A 17,867-nucleotide genomic window follows, 5' to 3' on the forward strand; every position below is an offset into this window, starting at 1 on the left:
CAGTTTGACAGCCCTAATCGTGCGTTTAAGAGTAGGCTTGTAACTGGGCACGAACGGATTTGGTAGAAGAGTTCGATAAAACTTGTTTCAAAAGGGCTTGGCCATAGGCAATTTCTCTATCGTTCACTAAGTGTGCCATCCCCGGATAGACATGCAATTTCACAGCTGCCCCCATTAACTTGAAGGCAGAACGTGTTTGCTCCGTTCTTTCGACTGGAACCCATTCATCGATATCACTATTACCAAGGAAGATCGGAGTGCCTGCGAAGTTTCCTTGGACTGGAAAATCGATACTTTCCGGACCGATCAGACCACCAGTGTAAGCCACCAATCCCCCCCAACGCTCCGCGTTCCGGTAAAGATATTCGCAAGCAAGGCAGGCGCCTTGCGAGAAACCCACAAAGATGATTCTAGAGCGCTCGACACCCTCGTTCAGCAGCGACTCAATTAACACGTCGATTCTTTCTAAGGCATGATCCAGCCGGGGTTGATTTCGTTCCAAAGGCTCCATGAATCTGCCAGGGTACCAACTGTTACCTTCAGCGTTAATTGCCACATAAGTCATATCGGGTAACGCTAGACGGTCAGCGATCACGAACATGTCAGCAGAGCTCTGGCTGCGACCATGAATCAAGATGGTCACCGCCGCAGCGACGTTAGGAGCTGGCCCCCTGACAAGAGGAGGCTGAAGTAGGTGCAGATTCTGGGTCATCCCGGTTACCTCAATATTTCAGTGGTTCGAGATAAGCGGCGATCTCGGCGGCGCGAGATTGCATTTGTGGGGGAATTTTAATTGACTTGCCCAGATCCTCGTACGCTTCATCAATCATAAATCCCTCGGGCTTGGAAACGGTTGCCTCAAACAAAGCCCCTCCTGGCGTACGTACGTAGACTGAATCGAAATACCCGCGATCCTTACGATCGGAAACGTCTGTATATCCCATGCTCTCAAGGTGCAGTTTGACGTCGCGCTGAGCTTCCAGCGAAGCAACTTCAAACGCGCAGTGGTGCACCGCACCCTCGCCGTAAGTCCAAGAACCCTGGAGCAGATCCGGCTCGTGCTCAAAGTCGATGATTGTTCCAGAACCACCGCTCCCCACCTCATAGCGCGTAAAGGCACCATCGGCATTACTCAGGCTGCCACTCCAGCCATATTGCATGAACTCTGCGGAGTTCTCGATATCGCGCACTGATACGGTAACTCCGTGAGTGCCGCGAATGCCGAATTCTGATGGAATCGCACCATTTGAATATGGCTTGCGATCGTCGTCTGCAATACCCACCAGTTCATAAGTTATGCCGCAAGGATGAGCAAACTTTATCAGCGCTTCACCGAAGCGTTCTAGATAAATGGGGTTAAACCCGAATGACTTGAGGTGCAGAGTCCAGAATTTTAGGGATGATACCGGAACAGATAACGCTAAAGTCTTGACCTGACCAGCGCCGCGTCTTGCCATACGACCTGCTTGGCGAAACGGAAAGCATGTTATCAAGGTGCTCTCATCCCCTAAATCATTTCCATAATAAAGATGATAAATGGGTTCGTGTCCATCATAAAGACCCGTTTTCTTGACACTTTTAAGGCCTAGCACTTTAGTGTGGAAGTCATAATCTTCTTGAGCGCTGCCGACACTCAAGGTTATATGGTGATGGCGCAGGATTTGCGAATTCAGGCTCATGGGTATACCTTTTTATATAGTTTGTATGGTTTATACATGTGCAATATATGTTGCTGCTCAGTTTGAGGGCCGAACTCCCTTGAACGCATTATTAAGCAAGTGGCGAATCGCATCCTGCTCGATCGGCCGTGGGTTCCAGTAGGGCGAGGAGCAGGCAAGTTCGACTGCGCGCGGCAGATCTGCCTCATACATACCGATGTCAGCGAGACGAGTGGGTCCACCGTTAACGTATGCCAAGTCAAACAAACCTTGCGCAGCGTCAGAAACGCCCAAGGCCCTTGCAATCCGGGCCATGGCCTCGGGCGCGGCTTCTGCGTTATAGGCAACTGCATGAGGGAGTACGACGGTATGAGTTTCAGCGTGTGGGAGTCCGAAGCTACCTCCAAGGGTATGACACAATTTATGGTGGATAGACATGCCGACCGCTCCTAGGCAGACACCACATGCCCATCCGCCAAACAGCGCATCAGAACGAGCTTCCTTGTCGGTCAGGTCAGATGTCAGACGAGGCAGGGCGCGAGCCAACGCAGAAATTCCCTGTTCAGCGAGCGTTGAAATAAGTGGATTGGCATCTTTCGAGTAAAGCGCCTCAATGGCATGTGCGATAGCATTCATTGCGCTGGTGACCGTCATTTGAAGAGGGAGCGTCATTGACAGGTCGACGTCATAGAGAATGACTTCGGGCATGACCTTCAGTGTTCTTTGGGTAGTTTTCAGGCCATTTTCGGTTTGGCCAATGATCGGCGTCGCTTCGGAGCCAGCATAGGTCGTAGGAATGACGATCTGTAGCAAATCTGTATGCAATGCAATGGCCTTGCTAAGCCCGATGGTGGAGCCCCCACCCAGAGCAATCAGGCAGTCTACCTCAAGCTCCTGCGCGAACTTCAGTGCATCTCGTGTTACTTCGACAGGAGTGTGCATAGCAGCGTTGGAGTAAAGGCCTGCAGCAAGATTGCCCAGCTCTGCGACGATATCTTCGCCACGATTGCGCTGAGCAGCTGTCGTCAGCACCAAGGCTCGAGAGCAACCTAATCTGCGCACCTCATCTCGCAGCCGAGCAAGAGTCCCAAAGCCGAATACGACCCGCGACGCCAAACCCTCGTACACAAAAGAATCCATGATCACTCCTGGCAACTGCTGAATATTTCCTGCTAAATCTGAGCGTTTTGAAACGTCAGGGTTAGCACTCACTTAGTAAAATCAGTTTCAAGTAATGCTTGAGGCTGATGAAAAAAACTGATCAAAGACGATCCGTCAATCGGCCAGTCGCGAATGCTTCGGATATTTTATCTGTATTGAAGGCTTCGGTAACAAAGTCTACAAAAGCGCGAGTTTTGGCCGGTAGCAGCTTTCGACTCGCGTAATAAACTGAAATAGGCCCGAAATCACAACTCCAGCCAGGCAGTAACCATTCGAGCTCTCCCTTCGCTAAGTACGGCATAGCGTAGGACTGAGCTATCAGAGATACGCCGAGCCCCAACACCGTAGCCCGGCACAGTGCGTCAGGGCCATTGACGATCATTACCGGGGTCTGCGAAGCGGCCATCTCAAGGCCCTGATCATTTCGCATGGTAAGCGTGCGAAGCCTGTTACTGGTTGAGGAGCGCATAATCAAACCATCAAGCTCTATTAGTTGCGAAGGATCCTTCGGACGGTTCCGTCCTTGCATATAGCTTGGTGCTGCAACAGCAATGATCTTAATCCGTCCAAGCTCGCGTGCAACCATCCCAAGTGGTAAGTCAAAACCGCCTCCAATCGCCGCGTCGAAGCCGCCGGAGATAAGGCCCAAAGGACGATTATCGAATGTCCAGTCTGGTATCACCGCTGGATAGCGCTCAATGAATTTTGGCATGAGCGGCAGTAGGTATTCCATTCCAAGACCAGGTGACGTGTTTAACTTGAGCACGCCGGCAGGTTGGCCAGCATTGGCTGTGATTTCGCAGATCGCGCACTGAATGGTATCGAGCCCCCCTTGCACCGACTCCAAAAACCGCTCGCCAGCTTCACTTAGCTTCAGGCCTCGCGTGCTTCGATAAAAAAGCCGTACACCAAGATTACGCTCTAGGTGCGCAACATTGCGGCTAACAGCGGCCGGTGATAGCGCTAGCCGACGTGCCGCTGCAGAAAAGCTACCGGCGTGCGCACTGCGCACAAAAGATTCGAGATTCGCTAGTGTCTCCACGGTCTTTACCCTAAACTTGGCGATCTTTAAACCATTTGAAAAATAGAGATCTGTTTTCTAACATTCAGCTGTATCTGCGAGTGGATATATAAAGCGGAGCGTAGGATTTCCTTAGGTAGTGCGCAAACTGGGTCGTCACTGGTATTTATTCAGGATGAGCGCGTCATCCTAACTTAGATGGGCGTCGCTGCTATCGGCTAGCTGCTCACTTTCATATGCTTACCGGTAGTTTTCAAGCCTGGTTTCAGAGCCGCTGGTAGCAACTGCTTGAGCTTTTCCGAAAGTCTCCATCAGGCACTTGTATTCCGGACATACGTGATCAGCTAGAATTTGCGCGAAGTGAGAGGCTTCGGGGCGATTCCAAGTCTGCATCAATTCGGCAAGAATGGCGAAGGTGTCGGTTGGGATAGCCCCGGCCTGAGTGATGCGGGCGATAGTGGTGTCAGTTGCAAGCTTACTCCAGTTACCAGAGGCATCAACTACACAGTAAGCTTTGAATCCCGCCTGAACGGCGCTGATCGCAGGAAATGCCATGCAGATGCTGGTAAGCGTTCCTGCAATGATGAGCGTTTTTCGACCCGTCTTTTCAATTTCATTGACGAAAAGAGGGTTGTCCCATGCGTTTATCTGCCCGTTGCGAGGTACATATTTAGCGTGGGGAGCATACTGGTGTACTTCCGGAATCAGTGGGCCGTTGGGGCCATCCGGGATGGACGCGGTAGTAATGACGGGTATGTTAAGCAGCGTTGCCGTCTTCGCAATAGCCGTCACATAGTTTCGAAGATCAGATACCGGGATGTCACGAACTGTGTTAAAAAGGCCACTCTGATGATCAATCAACAAAATGACCACGTCACGTGGGTCTAGCATCGCGTTGTAATTAGGCATGTTCTTCCATTCGCCGACGTCCCTCACCGGAGTGGAGAGGCTTCTCGTCCGCCAAGACAAGATAAATTTATCTTTTATGAACCGCAAGTACTATCATTTAGGATACCTACCCTCTACCCAGGCTAAGCATCCCTATGCGACCACGTAAAAATAAGGCAAGCTGTCCTGTTGAAGTTACGATGAAGATAATTGGAGGGAAGTGGAAGGTGCTAATCCTATACTTCCTTTTCAGCGGGACTAAGCGGTTTGGAGAGCTGGGTCGCTGCCTGGGGCCAATCTCAGCAAGAACGTTGACTCAGCAGTTACGTGAGTTGGAGATAGACGGGATCATTGAACGAAAAATATTTGAAGAGGTTCCCCCACGGGTTGAGTACACCATCACCTCGCTGGGTAAATCTCTCTATCCCATTCTTGAAGCAATGGCTGACTGGGGAGGGCATTTAGAGCACGTGCAGCCTTCTAAAGAACTTGCGTAAGCGGACAGGTCTTGCACGCCTTCAGCAATATATTTTGGATAGGCGCGCAAAAACGTTGTCTTTTACCTCTGTGCTGCTTTTGTTGAACGATTAGCATGCTTTGGGGTTCTGTACTGTCAACGCTACACTGTTACCAACCGCCCAAGGAGCCGTTAATGAAAAAACCATTGTGCGCTACGAGGTTTACTTGCTCAGGATTCATCTGCTTTCCAAGTCGCGGTACTTTCCCTGCCATCTGTTGTGGTTTTGAATTGAGTCCGCCTTGAGAAGGTAACAGGAGCAACGCTAGCGGCCGGCTGCTCGGGGCAAGACGCTAATCAGTTTCAGAAGGGGGAGTACATAGTAGCCAATAAAATTCTTGCTCGGCTAGGAAATACTGATATATGAATTTTTTCAAAAGCAAAAAATTATCTCTTCAAAAGTCAGAGGACTTTTAAATGCCTTATAAGCTGACTCTCGTATTTTCAATACTTGCCGTTGTGCGTGCCCCGATAGCATGGGGTGTTGGAGATCTACCTGTCCAGATGACTTCAAACCAGGCTAAAGAGCTTTATAGGTCAGTCCTGCCTCTGCTGAATGCCGATGGAATGGACTGCCCTGGTAATCAGAAGCCGGTCTCCGGGGTTATTACGGGCGGTGCGTCACCTCGCAGTGGTAGTCAACAAAAAATCATATATTTTAACCAGGGGGCGACGGTGACTGTGTCTAAAACTTGGATGCGCTCTATTATGAGTATACCAGCAAAAGTTGAGATTGATGTGGCCATTGATTGCAAGTTATAGGAAGCCGCTAGCTATTATTTTATATCTGTATGGTTTTTGAGTTTGCACTCGTTTATCGAAGATTTTAAATCAACTGCTAGGCTTAGGGATATTTCTTTTCATGGCTCATACACTTGCAAAGTGGAGGGGCATTTTGCGTGAACATAGAGCCATTCCCAATGGCTTTGTTACCTCAACATGACTGTCGCACTGAAGAAACAAAAAATGATGCACCCTATTTCTAACCTAGCGCCTATCGACCCCGGCACGATGGTGTCTACCGAACCAGTGCTGCAACAACTTATCTAGCTATTGGTAGAGGCCGGATATCAGGAAGGGCAGCGGGCAAGCCTCAGTTGAGAGGAGGTATAGAGAGCTTCGACGTCAGGCCACTAAATTCGCATAATCACGCGCAGACCATCGCGTTTAGCTAATCTAAAAGGAACCCATATGTCTCGTCTCGCAGCATACCGCCGACTCGAACAGAAAATTATCGAGCAAAGTTCCGAGCTTAACGAGCTTCGAATTGATCCGATGCTAGAGAAAGAGATGGAGTTTGAAGGCAAACTGCGAAAGCTGCTTGAGCAACATGGCAAAGGACTTACTGACGTCGTCGACCTGCTTGATCCGAATTTCTATGGAGTACAAGGAGGGCAGGTGGCGGTGCCTGCTAAACGCACTAGGCAGGCTAGGAGGGTAAAAGTTTATCGCAATCCGCTGACAGGCGAGATCGTGGAGTCCAAGGGCGGAAACAATCGGCTTCTTGGTACTTGGAAGGCGCAGTTTGGCCATGAGGAGGTTGAGTCTTGGGTAAGGCAGTCCTAGCACCTGTATGTTGACTCGGAGACCGGCTGGAATGGTCTGCAAATTTACACGGGTACAACTGGTGAACCATCCATTGCTTGAGCAGCTGTAGAGCCTTCATCTGGTCGTAGCGCAGGTAGAGGCCAGTCGCTAAGGCCGTTCATGCCGTGCGTATGGTGACTCACCCTTTGCAATCTGGCTGTGCGGCATTTCCATAGCTATCGAACGCTGACAGGGCGTGCTAACGTCAGAAGCACACCCTGAGGGAGGTAGTTATGGCTCGGGTCTTCTTTTCATACAGTCACGAGGATGAGCTGCTCCGTGATCAGTTGGAGAAGCATTTGGCATCCCTCAAGCATGAGGGAGCGGTTGAGTCCTGGCATGACCGCCGTCTCAACCCTGGGGAAGACCTTGCGGCCACGATTGACGCTCAGATAGATAGAGCGGATGTGATTCTGTTGTTGGTCAGCGCGAGTTTTTTGAGCTCTCACTATTGCTACTCGATAGAGATGAAGCGTGCCTTGGAGCGACATGCCAACAAGGAATGCAGCGTAGTACCGGTGATCCTACGCGCTTGTGACTGGAGCCATACTCCCTTGGGACAGCTGTTGGCTATTCCTACAGACGGCAAACCAATCACGAGCTGGGCCAATCCCGACGAGGCCTATACCGATGTGGTTCGTCAGATCCGAAAACTTCTTCGCCATTACTCCAAGGCTGCAAGCATTCAGACAGCTGCGACCGTTTCTGCGCCCGCCTCTGGGCCATTTTCCGCCACAGCTCGTCAGCCAGATCGTCCCCAGCGGTCGAGCAACCTAAGGCTTCGTAAGGAGTTTACGGACTATGATAAAGACGAGTTTGCACATTCCGGATTTCAGTACATCAAACGCTTCTTTGAGAACTCTCTCAGCGAGCTAGGAGCTCGTAACCCCGGCGTACAAGGGACGATGAGGTCGATCAGCGATGTACGTTTTACGGCTTCGATCTATCGGGACGGAAGAGTCATCGCCGAATGTGCAATAGCTATTGGCGAAAACTTCGACCGTAACAGCATTACGTACTCAGGCCAGATATCCAGCAACGGTTACAATGAGATTTTGTCGGTAGAAGCGGATGATCAAGACATTCATTTCAAGTCACTTATAGGGTCTTCTCTAAACGGACATGATAGCAAACTGAGCGGGTAGGGTGCCGCCGAGTTTTTCTGGGGTCTTTTGATTGGACGGTTGCAACGATAGCTACGTAACATGCCCATGGTCAGCGCAAACCGTCGTAGAAGCCTGGAAAGGCTTCATCATGGTCGTCAAATGCAGACTCACCGATCACATCTTTGTTTGGAGTTGCACCGGCCCTTTCAGCATAATCGGGGCCAAACACGTTTTCTGGTGTCCATTCCTCGTGGAAGAGAAACATCTCGCTGGTGAAAGGCTGGATTCCAAGATCATGCTGTTGAAATATGCATCGAATTTCCCCTAAGAAGTTATTTCCCCTTTCATGTGTGATTTCAGTCTCGCTGAAAAATTGGGTGATCCACTGGTCATACCATACACCAAGTCCAAGCTTGCTCCAGCTTTGATAAAGCTTATTGTAATCATCCCCATCTAGATCATTGCTGTAGATGACATTCAGATTGCCCTTGGCAGCGTAGAGTGCCTTCACTGGGGGTAGGACTCCATTGATAAGTGCTTTTTCAACTATGGAGATGAGTCGAGTGTCTACCGTGTCTTTCCAGAGAATAGCAAAAGTTTGAATGCAAACCTTTGTGCATTTTTTGAAGTTTAGTTTGTAAGGCTGAACTACTGTGAAGACAGTGTATGCGCCTTCACCGTCCTCGTTGGCAGGGTGCTCGTACTCGGTATGCAAAATTCGAGAATAGATCATCTTGTTCGACCGCGTGTGGTTGGTAAGTTAATAAACTACACGGCGTGATAGCTGTCAAGGTGGATGCGGCACTTAATTGTAACGTCAATATATATATAATTCGATCTTGTGTTGAGATTTCTACGTGCGTTTTTTGACGCATGAAGCGTTTTATTACTTCCTATAGAGTCGTGCCATATTGTAATGGTCACTTGCAACTCCTTTAAGATGTGCTTTGTACGCCACATTTGACGCGGCTCTCACCACAAAAGTAGTACCGGCAGCGTGAATGATGAAGCCTGCTACTAGAGATCAATGTCTTTAGGTGAAGGATTCAACAGCTGAACCAAAAGGGATCAGGGGTTGATTTGCGGTGAAAGCAACGTCTGTGGGCCGAACTAAATCGCGGATGTAGCCTTGACATGATTCGAAGGTTTAGAGGGCAGAGCGGGTTTGTCGTTGGACGCTATGTGAAGTATCCGACCCCGGACGTGGCTCACATCCGCATTGGCGGATTGTGACGGTCTACCCGTTGCCCTGTATCTCTGCTTTGTGTACCAGCGGGTTCCGAGGCTGGCTAGAGGTCTCAGCCTTAGAAGTAGTACACAGAATTTAGTACCTATACTAAATTCCGAACCATTGGGGCTAAGGGGCTTGCAGGAAATAGTATGTTTTCTGAAGGCGTTGGGGGGAGTTCTTGAACGACTCGCTCATCAGCCGCCAGGTGGGGATGGAGACGATGGTCTTGTCGAAATTCTGGATCTTCACGGTGTGCAGGGTGATGTCGACGACGTCGCCGTCGGCGCCCACCTGGGGCATCTCGATCCAGTCGCCGACGCGCAGCATGTCGTTGCTGGTCAACTGCACGCTGGCCACGAACGACAGCAGGGTGTCCTTGTAGACCAGCAGGATGACCGCCGACATGGCGCCCAGCCCGGACAGCAGCAACAGCGGCGAACGGTCGATCAACGTGGCGACGATGATGATGGCACCGAAGATGTACAGGATCATCTTGGCCAGTTGCACGTAGCCCTTGATCGAGCGGGTGCGGGCATGCTCGGTGCGCGCATAGATGTCGATCAGTGCATTGAGCAGGGCCCCCAGGGCGAGCACCAGGAACAGGATGGTGAAGCCCAGCGCGATGTTGCCGATGACGTGCTTGCTGTTGTCGCTCAGCACCGGGATCAGGCCCAGACTGAACTGCACCACCAGCGACGGCGTCATTTGCGCCAGGCGATGGAAGACCTTGTTGTGCAAAAAGTCGTTGAGCCAGTGCAGCGATGGCCGGCGACTGAGCAGCTTGACCGCGTGCAGGGTAAGGAAGCGCGCCAATCGGCCCAGGGCGAAGGCGGCGATCAGCAGCAGGAACAGCGACACACCGGCCTGCAGGACCGGCTGGTCGTCCAGGCCAGTGATGAAAGTGACGGTTTGGTGCCAGAGCGATTCGATGTTCATGGGGTGGCGTGCAGCTCCCGGATTGAAAAGGGGCGGGGATTAAAGCCCATCGAGTGGGGCAATCGCCACGCCTGGAAAGATTTGCACGCAATTTACCGACTTACGGGTAAAGAAATTCGGCTAATCGTGCGCAAACCGGTACCCTATGCAGTCGAATTTATGTACTCCGTCGAGGTAACACCCGTGTTTTCCCAATTCGCCCTGCATGAACGCCTGCTCAAAGCCGTCGCCGAGCTGAAATTTGTCGAGCCGACGCCGGTGCAGCTGGCCGCCATTCCCCTGGCATTGCAAGGGCGCGACCTGCGGGTGACGGCGCAAACCGGCAGCGGCAAGACTGCTGCATTCGTCCTGCCGATTCTCAACCGCCTGATGGGCCCGGCCAAGGTGCGCGTCGACATTCGCGTGGTGATCCTGTTGCCGACCCGCGAACTGGCCCAGCAAACCTTGAAGGAAGTGGAGCGCTTCAGCCAGTTCACTTTCATCAAGGCGGGCCTGATCACCGGCGGTGAAGACTTCAAGGTGCAGGCCGCCATGCTGCGCAAGGTACCGGATATCCTCATCGGCACCCCTGGCCGCCTGCTGGAACAGCTCAACGCTGGCAACCTGGACCTCAAGAAGGTCGAGGTGCTGGTGCTCGACGAAGCCGACCGCATGCTCGACATGGGCTTCTCCGAAGACGTGACGCGCCTGAGCGACGAGTGCGGCCAGCGTGAACAGACCCTGCTGTTCTCGGCCACCACCGGCGGTGCCGGGCTGCGCGACATGATCGGCAAGGTGTTGAAGGATCCCGAGCACCTGCTGATCAACAACGTCAGCCAACTGGCCGAGGGCACTCGCCAGCAGATCGTCACCGCCGACCACAACGTGCACAAAGAGCAGATCCTCAACTGGCTGCTGGCCAACGAGACGTACCAGAAGGCAATCGTCTTCACCAACACCCGGGCCATGGCCGACCGTATCTACGGGCGCCTGGTGGCGCAGGAATACAAGGCGTTCGTGCTGCACGGCGACAAGGACCAGAAGGACCGCAAGCTGGCCATCGATCGCCTCAAGCAGGGCGGCGTGAAAATCCTCGTGGCTACCGATGTGGCGGCGCGCGGTCTGGACGTCGACGGCCTGGACCTGGTGGTCAACTTCGACATGCCGCGCAGCGGCGATGACTACGTGCACCGCATCGGCCGGACTGGCCGCGCCGGCAACGAAGGCCTGGCGATCTCGCTGATCTGCCACGGTGACTGGAACTTGATGTCCAGCATCGAGCGCTACCTCAAGCAGACCTTCGAGCGCCGGGTGATCAAGGAAGTCAAAGGTACCTACGGCGGACCGAAGAAGGTCAAGGCGTCGGGCAAGGCGGTCGGCGTGAAGAAGAAAAAGACCGACAAAGACAAAAAAGGCGACAAGAAAAGCGTTGCCAAGGGCCCGACCAAGCGCAAGAGCGTCAACCGTCCCAAGGCCGATGCACCGGCGTTGGTAAGCCAGGACGGACTGGCACCGCTCAAGCGTCGCAAGCCGGCTGTCAGCGAGTAAACTGCGCCAGGCAGGCTGGCTTCCCGGCGGAGGCCAGACCTGCCAAAACACCCCGCAAAGCTGTCTTCGCGCAACTCCCCCGCACCCACCCGGTCCCATACCTGGCAAGCCCTTTCACTCATGTGTTGGAGGTTCTTCCGGATGACCACTTACGACTGGCAGTTGATCGAACGGCTGTTGCACGAAGTGCAGAACGGCGCCAATCAGGATTTCACCCCGCACCGCTATGCCCAGGACCACGCCGATGCAGCCACCGCTCAGGGTGACACGCCTGCTGCTGTCGACCAGTTGCAAACCCAGGCCCGCGACTATGAGAAGCTGTTGCTGGAGCGCGGGTTCATTGAGCAGCGTCCTGACAGCGAAGGTGGCACGGGCCGCAATTTCCAGTTGACGATGCGTGGCTCCAGCCTGCTGAGCCTGCTCGACAGCAGCATTCCCGACAACGATCACGGGCTGGAAGTGCTCGACGAGCAGGACGATGCGCTGGACCCGGCTACCTTCGATGAGTTGGCCAGTAAACCGCAGATTGTCTGAGCCTTTGGCATGGATTGAAACCGTGTTGCTCTCTTCGCGGCCGCTGACCGCTCCTACAAGGGCGGAATACGGTGTGCCGATGTAGGAGCGGTCCGCGGCCGCGAAGCAGGCGACATGGTGTGCCTGTGTGGGCGCAACCTTCCGCCGCGAAAGCCTTGTGACGCGTGGCTTGTTACACTGGCGATTCCTCATTGCCTGAAGGCATCGTCATGTCGTGGTCAATTCGCCGATGAGCATCGAACGCCGTCAACCCGATGGATTCGCGCTCAAGGTCATGCTCGGGTTGTGCCTGATCTGGGGTATCCAGCAGGTCACCATAAAGTGGGCCGCACCCGATATCGCCCCGGTGATGCAGGCGGCCATGCGCTCGGGCATTTCCGCGGTCCTGGTGGCCGCACTGATGTGCTGGCGCGGGGGCTGGGCGCACATGCCCTACACCTGGCGCGCCGGGTTGCTGGCCGGCTCACTGTTCGGGCTGGAATTCTTGTTCATCGCCGAGGGCCTGAAGCTGACCTCGGCAGCGCACATGTCGGTCTTTCTCTACACCGCCCCGGTGTTCACGGCGCTTGGCTTGCACGCCCTGCTACCCGGAGAGCGCCTGCGGCCCCTGCAATGGCTGGGCATTGCCCTGGCGTTCAGCGGTATCGCCTTCGCTTTCGCCGGCGGAATTTCCTGGCAACATCTGGACCGACGCATGCTGCTGGGTGATGCACTGGGCGTGATGGCAGGCTTGTGCTGGGGCGCGACCACGGTGGTGGTGCGCACCTCGCGCCTCTCCGAAGCACCCGTGACGCTGACGCTGTTCTACCAGCTGATCGTCTGCGTGATCGGATTGTTGCTCATCGCCCTGGCCACGGGGCAGTTCACGCAGGTCAGTTTTACCCCGGTCGGCATCGCCAGCGTATTGTTCCAAGGGGTGGTGGTGTCTTTCGCCAGCTTCCTGATCTGGTTTTGGCTGCTGCGACGCTACCTGGCGTCCAATCTGGCCGTGTTCTCGTTCATGACCCCGCTGTTCGGCGTGACGTTCGGTGTGCTGCTGCTGGGCGAACCGCTGAGCGTGAATTTCATTCTGGGCGCGCTGTTCGTACTGCTGGGCATCACCTTGGTCAGCGCCGAGCAGTGGGTGCGCCGACGATTACGAACGTGGATAAGGTAATGAATTACTTGCCTGGCAGATGATCAATACGTAGGACTGCGACTTTTCGACACAAGTGCGTGAATGCATCCTACGTCGCTTAGCGCTATGATCGAACAGAAGCGACGGACCATGACCGTCGTTCGGGCTTTTCCCTGAAGGGGGGCGATATGAACGGTAACTTGTACAACTGGCTCCACGATCTGGCTGTCGCACTGGGGCTGGTGCCGCCGCCACCACAGCCTGTGCCTATCCCGGCCGACAACCACCGGCCTCGGCAGCGCCCTCGGCGCTGAGCCCTCCGGGCCCGTCGCGCGCCATGCAAAACGCCCCTTACGGGGCGTTTTTCGTTGCTGACAGAGCTCAAGCCGCCTGGGTATTGGCCCGGCTGGCGTCGACCTTCGCCAGGTAAGCATCCAGGCGAAGCGCGGCCGCATCATCGACGAACAGCCCCAGCTTGCTGCGACGCCACAGCACGTCTTCGCTGCGGGTGGCCCATTCCTGCTCGTACAGGTAATCGACTTCGCGGCTGAACAGCCCCGTGCCCAATTCTTCGCCCAGATCGGCTACCGACTGTGCACCTTCGATCAAACGCCAGCTGCGGCTGCCGTAGCTGACCGCCCAACGCTCGGCCAGGCCGTTTGGCAGCCAGGGAGCTTTCACCCGCATGTCCTGAGCCAGGGCCTGCGGCGTGCTCATGTCTTCGCCACCGGGCAGGGCACTGGTCGCCGTCCAGCTACCGCGCATCTGCGCGAAGAATGGCTTCAACTGTGCCATGGCCGACTCGGCCAGCTTGCGGTAAGTGGTCAACTTGCCGCCGAACACCGAAAGGATCGGCGCCTCGCCCTGGCCGCCGCTGAGCGACAGGGTGTAGTCGCGGGTGATGGCCGATGGGTTGTCCGACTCGTCGTTGCACAGCGGGCGAACGCCCGAATAGGTGCGCACCACATCGCTGCGGCTGACCTGTTTCTTGAAGTGGGCGTTCACCACTTTGAGAATGTAGTCGGCCTCGGCCTCGGTGATCTCCACCTTGGACGGGTCGCCCGTGTATTCACGGTCGGTGGTGCCCAGGATGGTGAAGCGATCCAGGTACGGGATGGTGAAGACGATGCGCTGGTCTTCGTTCTGCAGGATGTGCGCCTGCTCGCCTTCGTACAGGCGTGGCACGATCAGGTGGCTACCCTGGATCAGGCGGATGCCGTATGGGGATTGCAACTGCAGGTCGTCACGAATGAACTTCGCTACCCAGGGCCCGGCCGCATTGACCAGCGCGCGCGCCTTGAGGGTGAACGTGCTGCCGTCCTCACGCTGCAGATTGACCTGCCACACACCGTCTACACGCTTCGCGTCGACACAGCGGGTGCGGGTATGGATGTGTGCGCCTTTTTCTCGCGCTGCCATGGCGTTCAGTACCACCAGGCGAGCGTCGTCGACCCAGCAGTCGGAATATTCGAAACCGCGGGTGATTTCCGGCTTCAACGCACTGTCGGCGCCGAAGCGCAGGCTGCGCGAGCCTGGCAGCTTTTCTCGCTTGCCCAGGTTGTCGTAGAGGAACAGCCCGGCGCGGATCATCCAGGCAGGACGCAGATGGGGCCGGTGCGGCAGGACGAAACGCATGGGCTTGACGATGTGCGGAGCCTTGGCCAGCAACACTTCGCGTTCGGCCAGTGCCTCGCGTACCAGGCGGAATTCGTGGTGTTCCAGATAACGCAGGCCGCCGTGGATCAGCTTGCTGCTGGCCGAAGAGGTGTGGCTGGCCAGGTCGTCCTTCTCGCAGAGAAACACGGAAAGCCCACGCCCGGCAGCGTCAGCGGCAATCCCCACGCCATTGATGCCACCACCGATCACGGCGACGTCGTAGATTTCAGCCAGCGGTTGGCGGGGCAAGGTCGAATGGGGCATGGCAGCCTCCTGCGTTTATCAAGGAGCGTTCGAATGAGTGCTTTGAATTCGAACATCAATGTTCAATTTCGAAAATACTAGCCCAATACGAAGGGCTTAGCCAGTCGAAGATGATTGAAATTGTTGATCGAAGGGGGTCAAAGCGAAGAAATACGAACATCAGAAGCGAAGCTGATGCGCCGTGGGCGTTGCCAGGTGGGGATTGTGGACGGGCAGGGCGGCTTGCGCCGCTGCCACAGGGTCAGACGATCTCGAGGCGGATCTTGTGTTGCTGCAGCAATTGCAGCAAGGCGGGCACGGGCGGTTGGTCGGTGACCAGGCAATCGATCAGGCTGATCGGGCCCAGGCGGACCATGGCATTGCGGCCAAACTTGCTCGAGTCGGCGGCCAGAATGACTTGGCGCGCATTGGCGATGATCGCCTGGCTGACGCGAACCTCCTGATAGTCGAAGTCCAGCAGGCTGCCGTCTTCGTCGATACCACTGATGCCGACCAGGGCGAAGTCGACCTTGAACTGGGTGATGAAGTCGATACTCGCCTGGCCCACCACGCCGCCGTCACGGCGTACGTTGCCGCCGGCCAGCAGCACGTCGAAGTCGTCCTTGCCGCTGAGGATCGAGGCTACGTGCAGGTTGTTGGTGATGATCTTCAGGTGGCTGTGGTTGAGCAGGGCGCGGGCGATGGATTCGGTGGTGGTGCCGATATTGATGAACAGCGAGGCGTGGTCGGGGATCTGGGCGGCAATCGCCTCGGCGATGCGCTGTTTCTCGTCGCGCATCTGGTCGGCACGCATGGCGTAGGCCGTGTTTTCGATGCTCGAATCGTAGGCGGCGCCACCGTGATAGCGACGCAGCAGGTTGACCTCGGCCAGCTGGTTGATGTCACGCCGGATGGTTTGCGGCGTCACGACGAACAGTTGGGCCATTTCCTCGATGCTGACATAGCCGCGTTCGCGTACCAGTTCAAGGATCTGCTGTTGGCGGGGAGGCAGGTTCATGGGGCTTCCTTTGGCTGCCATGCAAAAGCATGCATGATGCCGCAGGAACGGGCCCCATCGCCAGAAGTGATTCCATGGACCGCACTTGCGCAGGCCGGAACCGCCCGGTCTGCGCCTTCACTTGGTCACTGCTCTTCGTGCGGTTCCCAGTCACGGGTGCGTTCGACGGCCTTTTTCCAGCCGGCGTAGAGTTTTTCCTTGCCGGTTTCGTCGAGCAGAGGCTCGAAGGTACGCTCGATCACGGCTTTGCCGCGCAACTCATCCAGGCTGCCCCAGAAGCCGCACGCCAGGCCCGCCAGGTAGGCGGCACCCAAGGCCGTGGTTTCGCGCATCTGCGGACGCTCCACCGGAGTGCCGAGAATGTCGGCCTGGAACTGCATGAGGAAATTGTTGGCCACCGCGCCGCCGTCCACGCGCAAGGCGCTCAGGCGCTCGCCGGAGTCCTGTTGCATGGCGTCGAGCACGTCGCGGGTCTGGTAGGCAATCGATTCGAGCGCCGCGCGAATGATGTGGTCGACGCGTACGCCGCGGGTCAGGCCGAACAGCGCGCCACGGGCATAGGGGTCCCAGTAGGGCGCGCCCAGGCCGGTGAACGCCGGCACCAGGTAGACACCGTTGGTGTTCTTCACCTTGCTGGCGAAATATTCGGTGTCGTAGGCGTCGTTGACGATCTTCAGTTCGTCGCGCAGCCACTGCACGGTCGAGCCGCCGTTGAACACGGCGCCTTCCAGGGCGTAGGCGACTTCGCCACGCGGGCCGCAGCCGATGGTGGTGAGCATCCCGTGCTGCGACGTGACGGCCTTCTTGCCGGTGTTCATCAGTAGGAAGCAGCCGGTGCCATAGGTGTTCTTGGCCTGGCCAGGCTCGACGCACATCTGACCGAACAAGGCGGCCTGCTGGTCGCCGGCGATCCCGGCAATGGCGATGCCGCTCTTGGTATGGCCGTAGATTTCCGACGACGACTTGACCTCTGGAAGCATCTCGCGCGGGATGTCCAGGGTCTGCAGCATCTTCTCGTCCCACTCCAGGGTGTGGATGTTGAAGAGCATGGTGCGCGAGGCGTTGGTGTAGTCGGTGACGTGCACCTTGCCGCCGGTGAATTTCCAGATCAGCCAGCTATCGACGGTGCCGAACAGCAGCTCGCCGTTGCGTGCGCGCTCGCGGCTGCCTTCGACGTTGTCGAGGATCCACTTGAGCTTGGTGCCGGAAAAGTACGGGTCGACCACCAGGCCGGTGGTCTGCTTGATGTAGTCTTCCAGGCCGTCGCGCTTGAGCTGCTGGCAGATCTCGGTGCTGCGTCGGCACTGCCAGACCACGGCATTGTAGATCGGGCGACCGCTGTTCTTGTCCCACACTACGGTGGTTTCACGCTGGTTGGTGATGCCGATGGCCGCAACCTGGGCGTGGCTCAGCCCGGCCTGGGCCAAGGCCTCGACCATGGTCGCGCTCTGGGTGGCGAAGATTTCCATCGGGTCGTGCTCGACCCAGCCGGCCTGCGGATAGTGCTGGACGAATTCGCGCTGCGAGGTGCCGACGACATTGGCGTCGCGGTCGAAAATGATCGCCCGGGAGCTGGTGGTACCTTGGTCCAGGGCAATGATGTAGTTCTTGTTGTCGGTATCGGTCATGTCGATGGCCTTGCGCAAGTGTGCAATAAATGCGGAATG

The 17,867-nt window shown here is 55.8% G+C and carries 17 protein-coding genes and 1 pseudogene; 8 read left to right on the forward strand and 10 right to left on the reverse strand.

Features of this window, described 5'->3' with window-relative positions; all coding sequences use genetic code 11:
* Positions 1-25: 25 nt before the first annotated feature.
* The 5 genes from IFU31_RS18975 to IFU31_RS18995 form a co-directional block, all read right to left on the reverse strand.
* Positions 26-712 carry an alpha/beta hydrolase gene (locus tag IFU31_RS18975; RefSeq protein WP_192104177.1) on the reverse strand — a complete coding sequence of 229 codons (687 nt, stop codon included), beginning with the start codon at positions 710-712 and terminating at the stop codon, positions 26-28.
* A gap of 10 nt (positions 713-722) precedes the next feature.
* The gene (locus tag IFU31_RS18980; RefSeq protein WP_192104179.1) at positions 723-1,679 is read right to left on the reverse strand and encodes a VOC family protein; all 957 of its coding nucleotides are present in this window, start codon (positions 1,677-1,679) and stop codon (positions 723-725) included.
* Between the two features lie 57 nt (positions 1,680-1,736).
* Positions 1,737-2,870, reverse strand: a complete 1,134-nt coding sequence (locus IFU31_RS18985) for a maleylacetate reductase (protein WP_342345296.1) — start codon at positions 2,868-2,870, stop codon at positions 1,737-1,739.
* A 49-nt stretch (positions 2,871-2,919) separates the two neighbouring features.
* On the reverse strand, positions 2,920-3,861 hold the full coding sequence (locus tag IFU31_RS18990; protein WP_192104180.1) for a LysR substrate-binding domain-containing protein: 942 nt from the start codon (positions 3,859-3,861) through the stop codon (positions 2,920-2,922).
* A 219-nt stretch (positions 3,862-4,080) separates the two neighbouring features.
* The gene (locus IFU31_RS18995; RefSeq protein WP_244657709.1) at positions 4,081-4,749 is read right to left on the reverse strand and encodes an isochorismatase family protein; all 669 of its coding nucleotides are present in this window, start codon (positions 4,747-4,749) and stop codon (positions 4,081-4,083) included.
* A gap of 179 nt (positions 4,750-4,928) precedes the next feature.
* Between IFU31_RS18995 and IFU31_RS19000 the strand changes: the two genes are divergently transcribed.
* From IFU31_RS19000 to IFU31_RS19015, 4 genes are all read left to right on the forward strand, one after another.
* On the forward strand, positions 4,929-5,225 hold the full coding sequence (locus IFU31_RS19000; protein ID WP_274598232.1) for a winged helix-turn-helix transcriptional regulator: 297 nt from the start codon (positions 4,929-4,931) through the stop codon (positions 5,223-5,225).
* Positions 5,226-5,662: 437 nt separating this feature from the next.
* The gene (locus tag IFU31_RS19005) at positions 5,663-6,007 is read left to right on the forward strand and encodes a hypothetical protein (protein ID WP_192104182.1); all 345 of its coding nucleotides are present in this window, start codon (positions 5,663-5,665) and stop codon (positions 6,005-6,007) included.
* A gap of 429 nt (positions 6,008-6,436) precedes the next feature.
* Complete coding sequence (locus IFU31_RS19010) at positions 6,437-6,811, forward strand: histone-like nucleoid-structuring protein, MvaT/MvaU family (RefSeq protein ID WP_192104183.1); 375 nt, start codon at positions 6,437-6,439, stop codon at positions 6,809-6,811.
* 254 nt (positions 6,812-7,065) lie between these two features.
* Positions 7,066-7,977, forward strand: a complete 912-nt coding sequence (locus tag IFU31_RS19015; protein ID WP_192104185.1) for a toll/interleukin-1 receptor domain-containing protein — start codon at positions 7,066-7,068, stop codon at positions 7,975-7,977.
* 70 nt (positions 7,978-8,047) lie between these two features.
* On the opposite strand, the gene IFU31_RS19020 is transcribed toward IFU31_RS19015, so the two are convergent.
* A complete protein-coding gene (locus IFU31_RS19020) occupies positions 8,048-8,671 on the reverse strand; it encodes a hypothetical protein (protein WP_192104187.1) in 624 nt (207 codons plus the stop codon).
* Positions 8,672-9,343: 672 nt separating this feature from the next.
* Positions 9,344-10,105 (reverse strand): annotated as a pseudogene (locus tag IFU31_RS19025) (mechanosensitive ion channel family protein); the annotation flags it as partial.
* A 183-nt stretch (positions 10,106-10,288) separates the two neighbouring features.
* Here IFU31_RS19025 and IFU31_RS19030 point away from each other — a divergent pair.
* The 4 genes from IFU31_RS19030 (at position 10,289) to IFU31_RS21775 (ending at position 13,597) form a co-directional block, all read left to right on the forward strand.
* A complete protein-coding gene (locus IFU31_RS19030; protein ID WP_163007604.1) occupies positions 10,289-11,632 on the forward strand; it encodes a DEAD/DEAH box helicase in 1,344 nt (447 codons plus the stop codon).
* A gap of 141 nt (positions 11,633-11,773) precedes the next feature.
* On the forward strand, positions 11,774-12,166 hold the full coding sequence (locus IFU31_RS19035) for a transcriptional regulator (RefSeq protein WP_185793888.1): 393 nt from the start codon (positions 11,774-11,776) through the stop codon (positions 12,164-12,166).
* Between the two features lie 229 nt (positions 12,167-12,395).
* Positions 12,396-13,322, forward strand: a complete 927-nt coding sequence (locus IFU31_RS19040; protein ID WP_122479219.1) for a DMT family transporter — start codon at positions 12,396-12,398, stop codon at positions 13,320-13,322.
* 149 nt (positions 13,323-13,471) lie between these two features.
* Complete coding sequence (locus tag IFU31_RS21775) at positions 13,472-13,597, forward strand: PA1414 family protein (protein ID WP_286916280.1); 126 nt, start codon at positions 13,472-13,474, stop codon at positions 13,595-13,597.
* 67 nt (positions 13,598-13,664) lie between these two features.
* On the opposite strand, the gene glpD is transcribed toward IFU31_RS21775, so the two are convergent.
* The 3 genes from glpD to glpK form a co-directional block, all read right to left on the reverse strand.
* Positions 13,665-15,203, reverse strand: coding sequence for a glycerol-3-phosphate dehydrogenase (glpD, locus tag IFU31_RS19045; protein WP_192104189.1), 1,539 nt, complete (start codon positions 15,201-15,203; stop codon positions 13,665-13,667).
* A 241-nt stretch (positions 15,204-15,444) separates the two neighbouring features.
* Complete coding sequence (locus IFU31_RS19050) at positions 15,445-16,200, reverse strand: DeoR/GlpR family transcriptional regulator (protein ID WP_043187404.1); 756 nt, start codon at positions 16,198-16,200, stop codon at positions 15,445-15,447.
* A 125-nt stretch (positions 16,201-16,325) separates the two neighbouring features.
* Positions 16,326-17,828: a glycerol kinase GlpK gene (gene glpK / locus IFU31_RS19055; protein WP_122479712.1), complete on the reverse strand. Its 1,503-nt coding sequence runs from the start codon at positions 17,826-17,828 to the stop codon at positions 16,326-16,328.
* Positions 17,829-17,867 lie beyond the last annotated feature (39 nt).

The organism is Pseudomonas sp. CFBP 13602 (assembly GCF_014842725.1).
GTDB lineage: Bacteria > Pseudomonadota > Gammaproteobacteria > Pseudomonadales > Pseudomonadaceae > Aquipseudomonas > Aquipseudomonas baltica.

Excerpts from the sequence above, each read along its gene's own strand:
- IFU31_RS19050 (WP_043187404.1), bottom strand. The coding sequence starts at position 16,200 with ATGAACCTGCCTCCCCGCCAACAGCAGATCCTTGAACTGGTACGCGAA.
- IFU31_RS19005 (WP_192104182.1), top strand. The coding sequence starts at position 5,663 with ATGCCTTATAAGCTGACTCTCGTATTTTCAATACTTGCCGTTGTGCGT.
- glpK (WP_122479712.1), bottom strand. The coding sequence starts at position 17,828 with ATGACCGATACCGACAACAAGAACTACATCATTGCCCTGGACCAAGGT.
- IFU31_RS19020 (WP_192104187.1), bottom strand. The coding sequence starts at position 8,671 with ATGATCTATTCTCGAATTTTGCATACCGAGTACGAGCACCCTGCCAAC.
- glpD (WP_192104189.1), bottom strand. The coding sequence starts at position 15,203 with ATGCCCCATTCGACCTTGCCCCGCCAACCGCTGGCTGAAATCTACGAC.
- IFU31_RS18995 (WP_244657709.1), bottom strand. The coding sequence starts at position 4,749 with ATGCCTAATTACAACGCGATGCTAGACCCACGTGACGTGGTCATTTTG.
- IFU31_RS18975 (WP_192104177.1), bottom strand. The coding sequence starts at position 712 with ATGACCCAGAATCTGCACCTACTTCAGCCTCCTCTTGTCAGGGGGCCA.
- IFU31_RS19000 (WP_274598232.1), top strand. The coding sequence starts at position 4,929 with ATGAAGATAATTGGAGGGAAGTGGAAGGTGCTAATCCTATACTTCCTT.
- IFU31_RS21775 (WP_286916280.1), top strand. The coding sequence starts at position 13,472 with ATGAACGGTAACTTGTACAACTGGCTCCACGATCTGGCTGTCGCACTG.
- IFU31_RS18980 (WP_192104179.1), bottom strand. The coding sequence starts at position 1,679 with ATGAGCCTGAATTCGCAAATCCTGCGCCATCACCATATAACCTTGAGT.
- IFU31_RS19015 (WP_192104185.1), top strand. The coding sequence starts at position 7,066 with ATGGCTCGGGTCTTCTTTTCATACAGTCACGAGGATGAGCTGCTCCGT.
- IFU31_RS19040 (WP_122479219.1), top strand. The coding sequence starts at position 12,396 with ATGAGCATCGAACGCCGTCAACCCGATGGATTCGCGCTCAAGGTCATG.
- IFU31_RS19010 (WP_192104183.1), top strand. The coding sequence starts at position 6,437 with ATGTCTCGTCTCGCAGCATACCGCCGACTCGAACAGAAAATTATCGAG.
- IFU31_RS19035 (WP_185793888.1), top strand. The coding sequence starts at position 11,774 with ATGACCACTTACGACTGGCAGTTGATCGAACGGCTGTTGCACGAAGTG.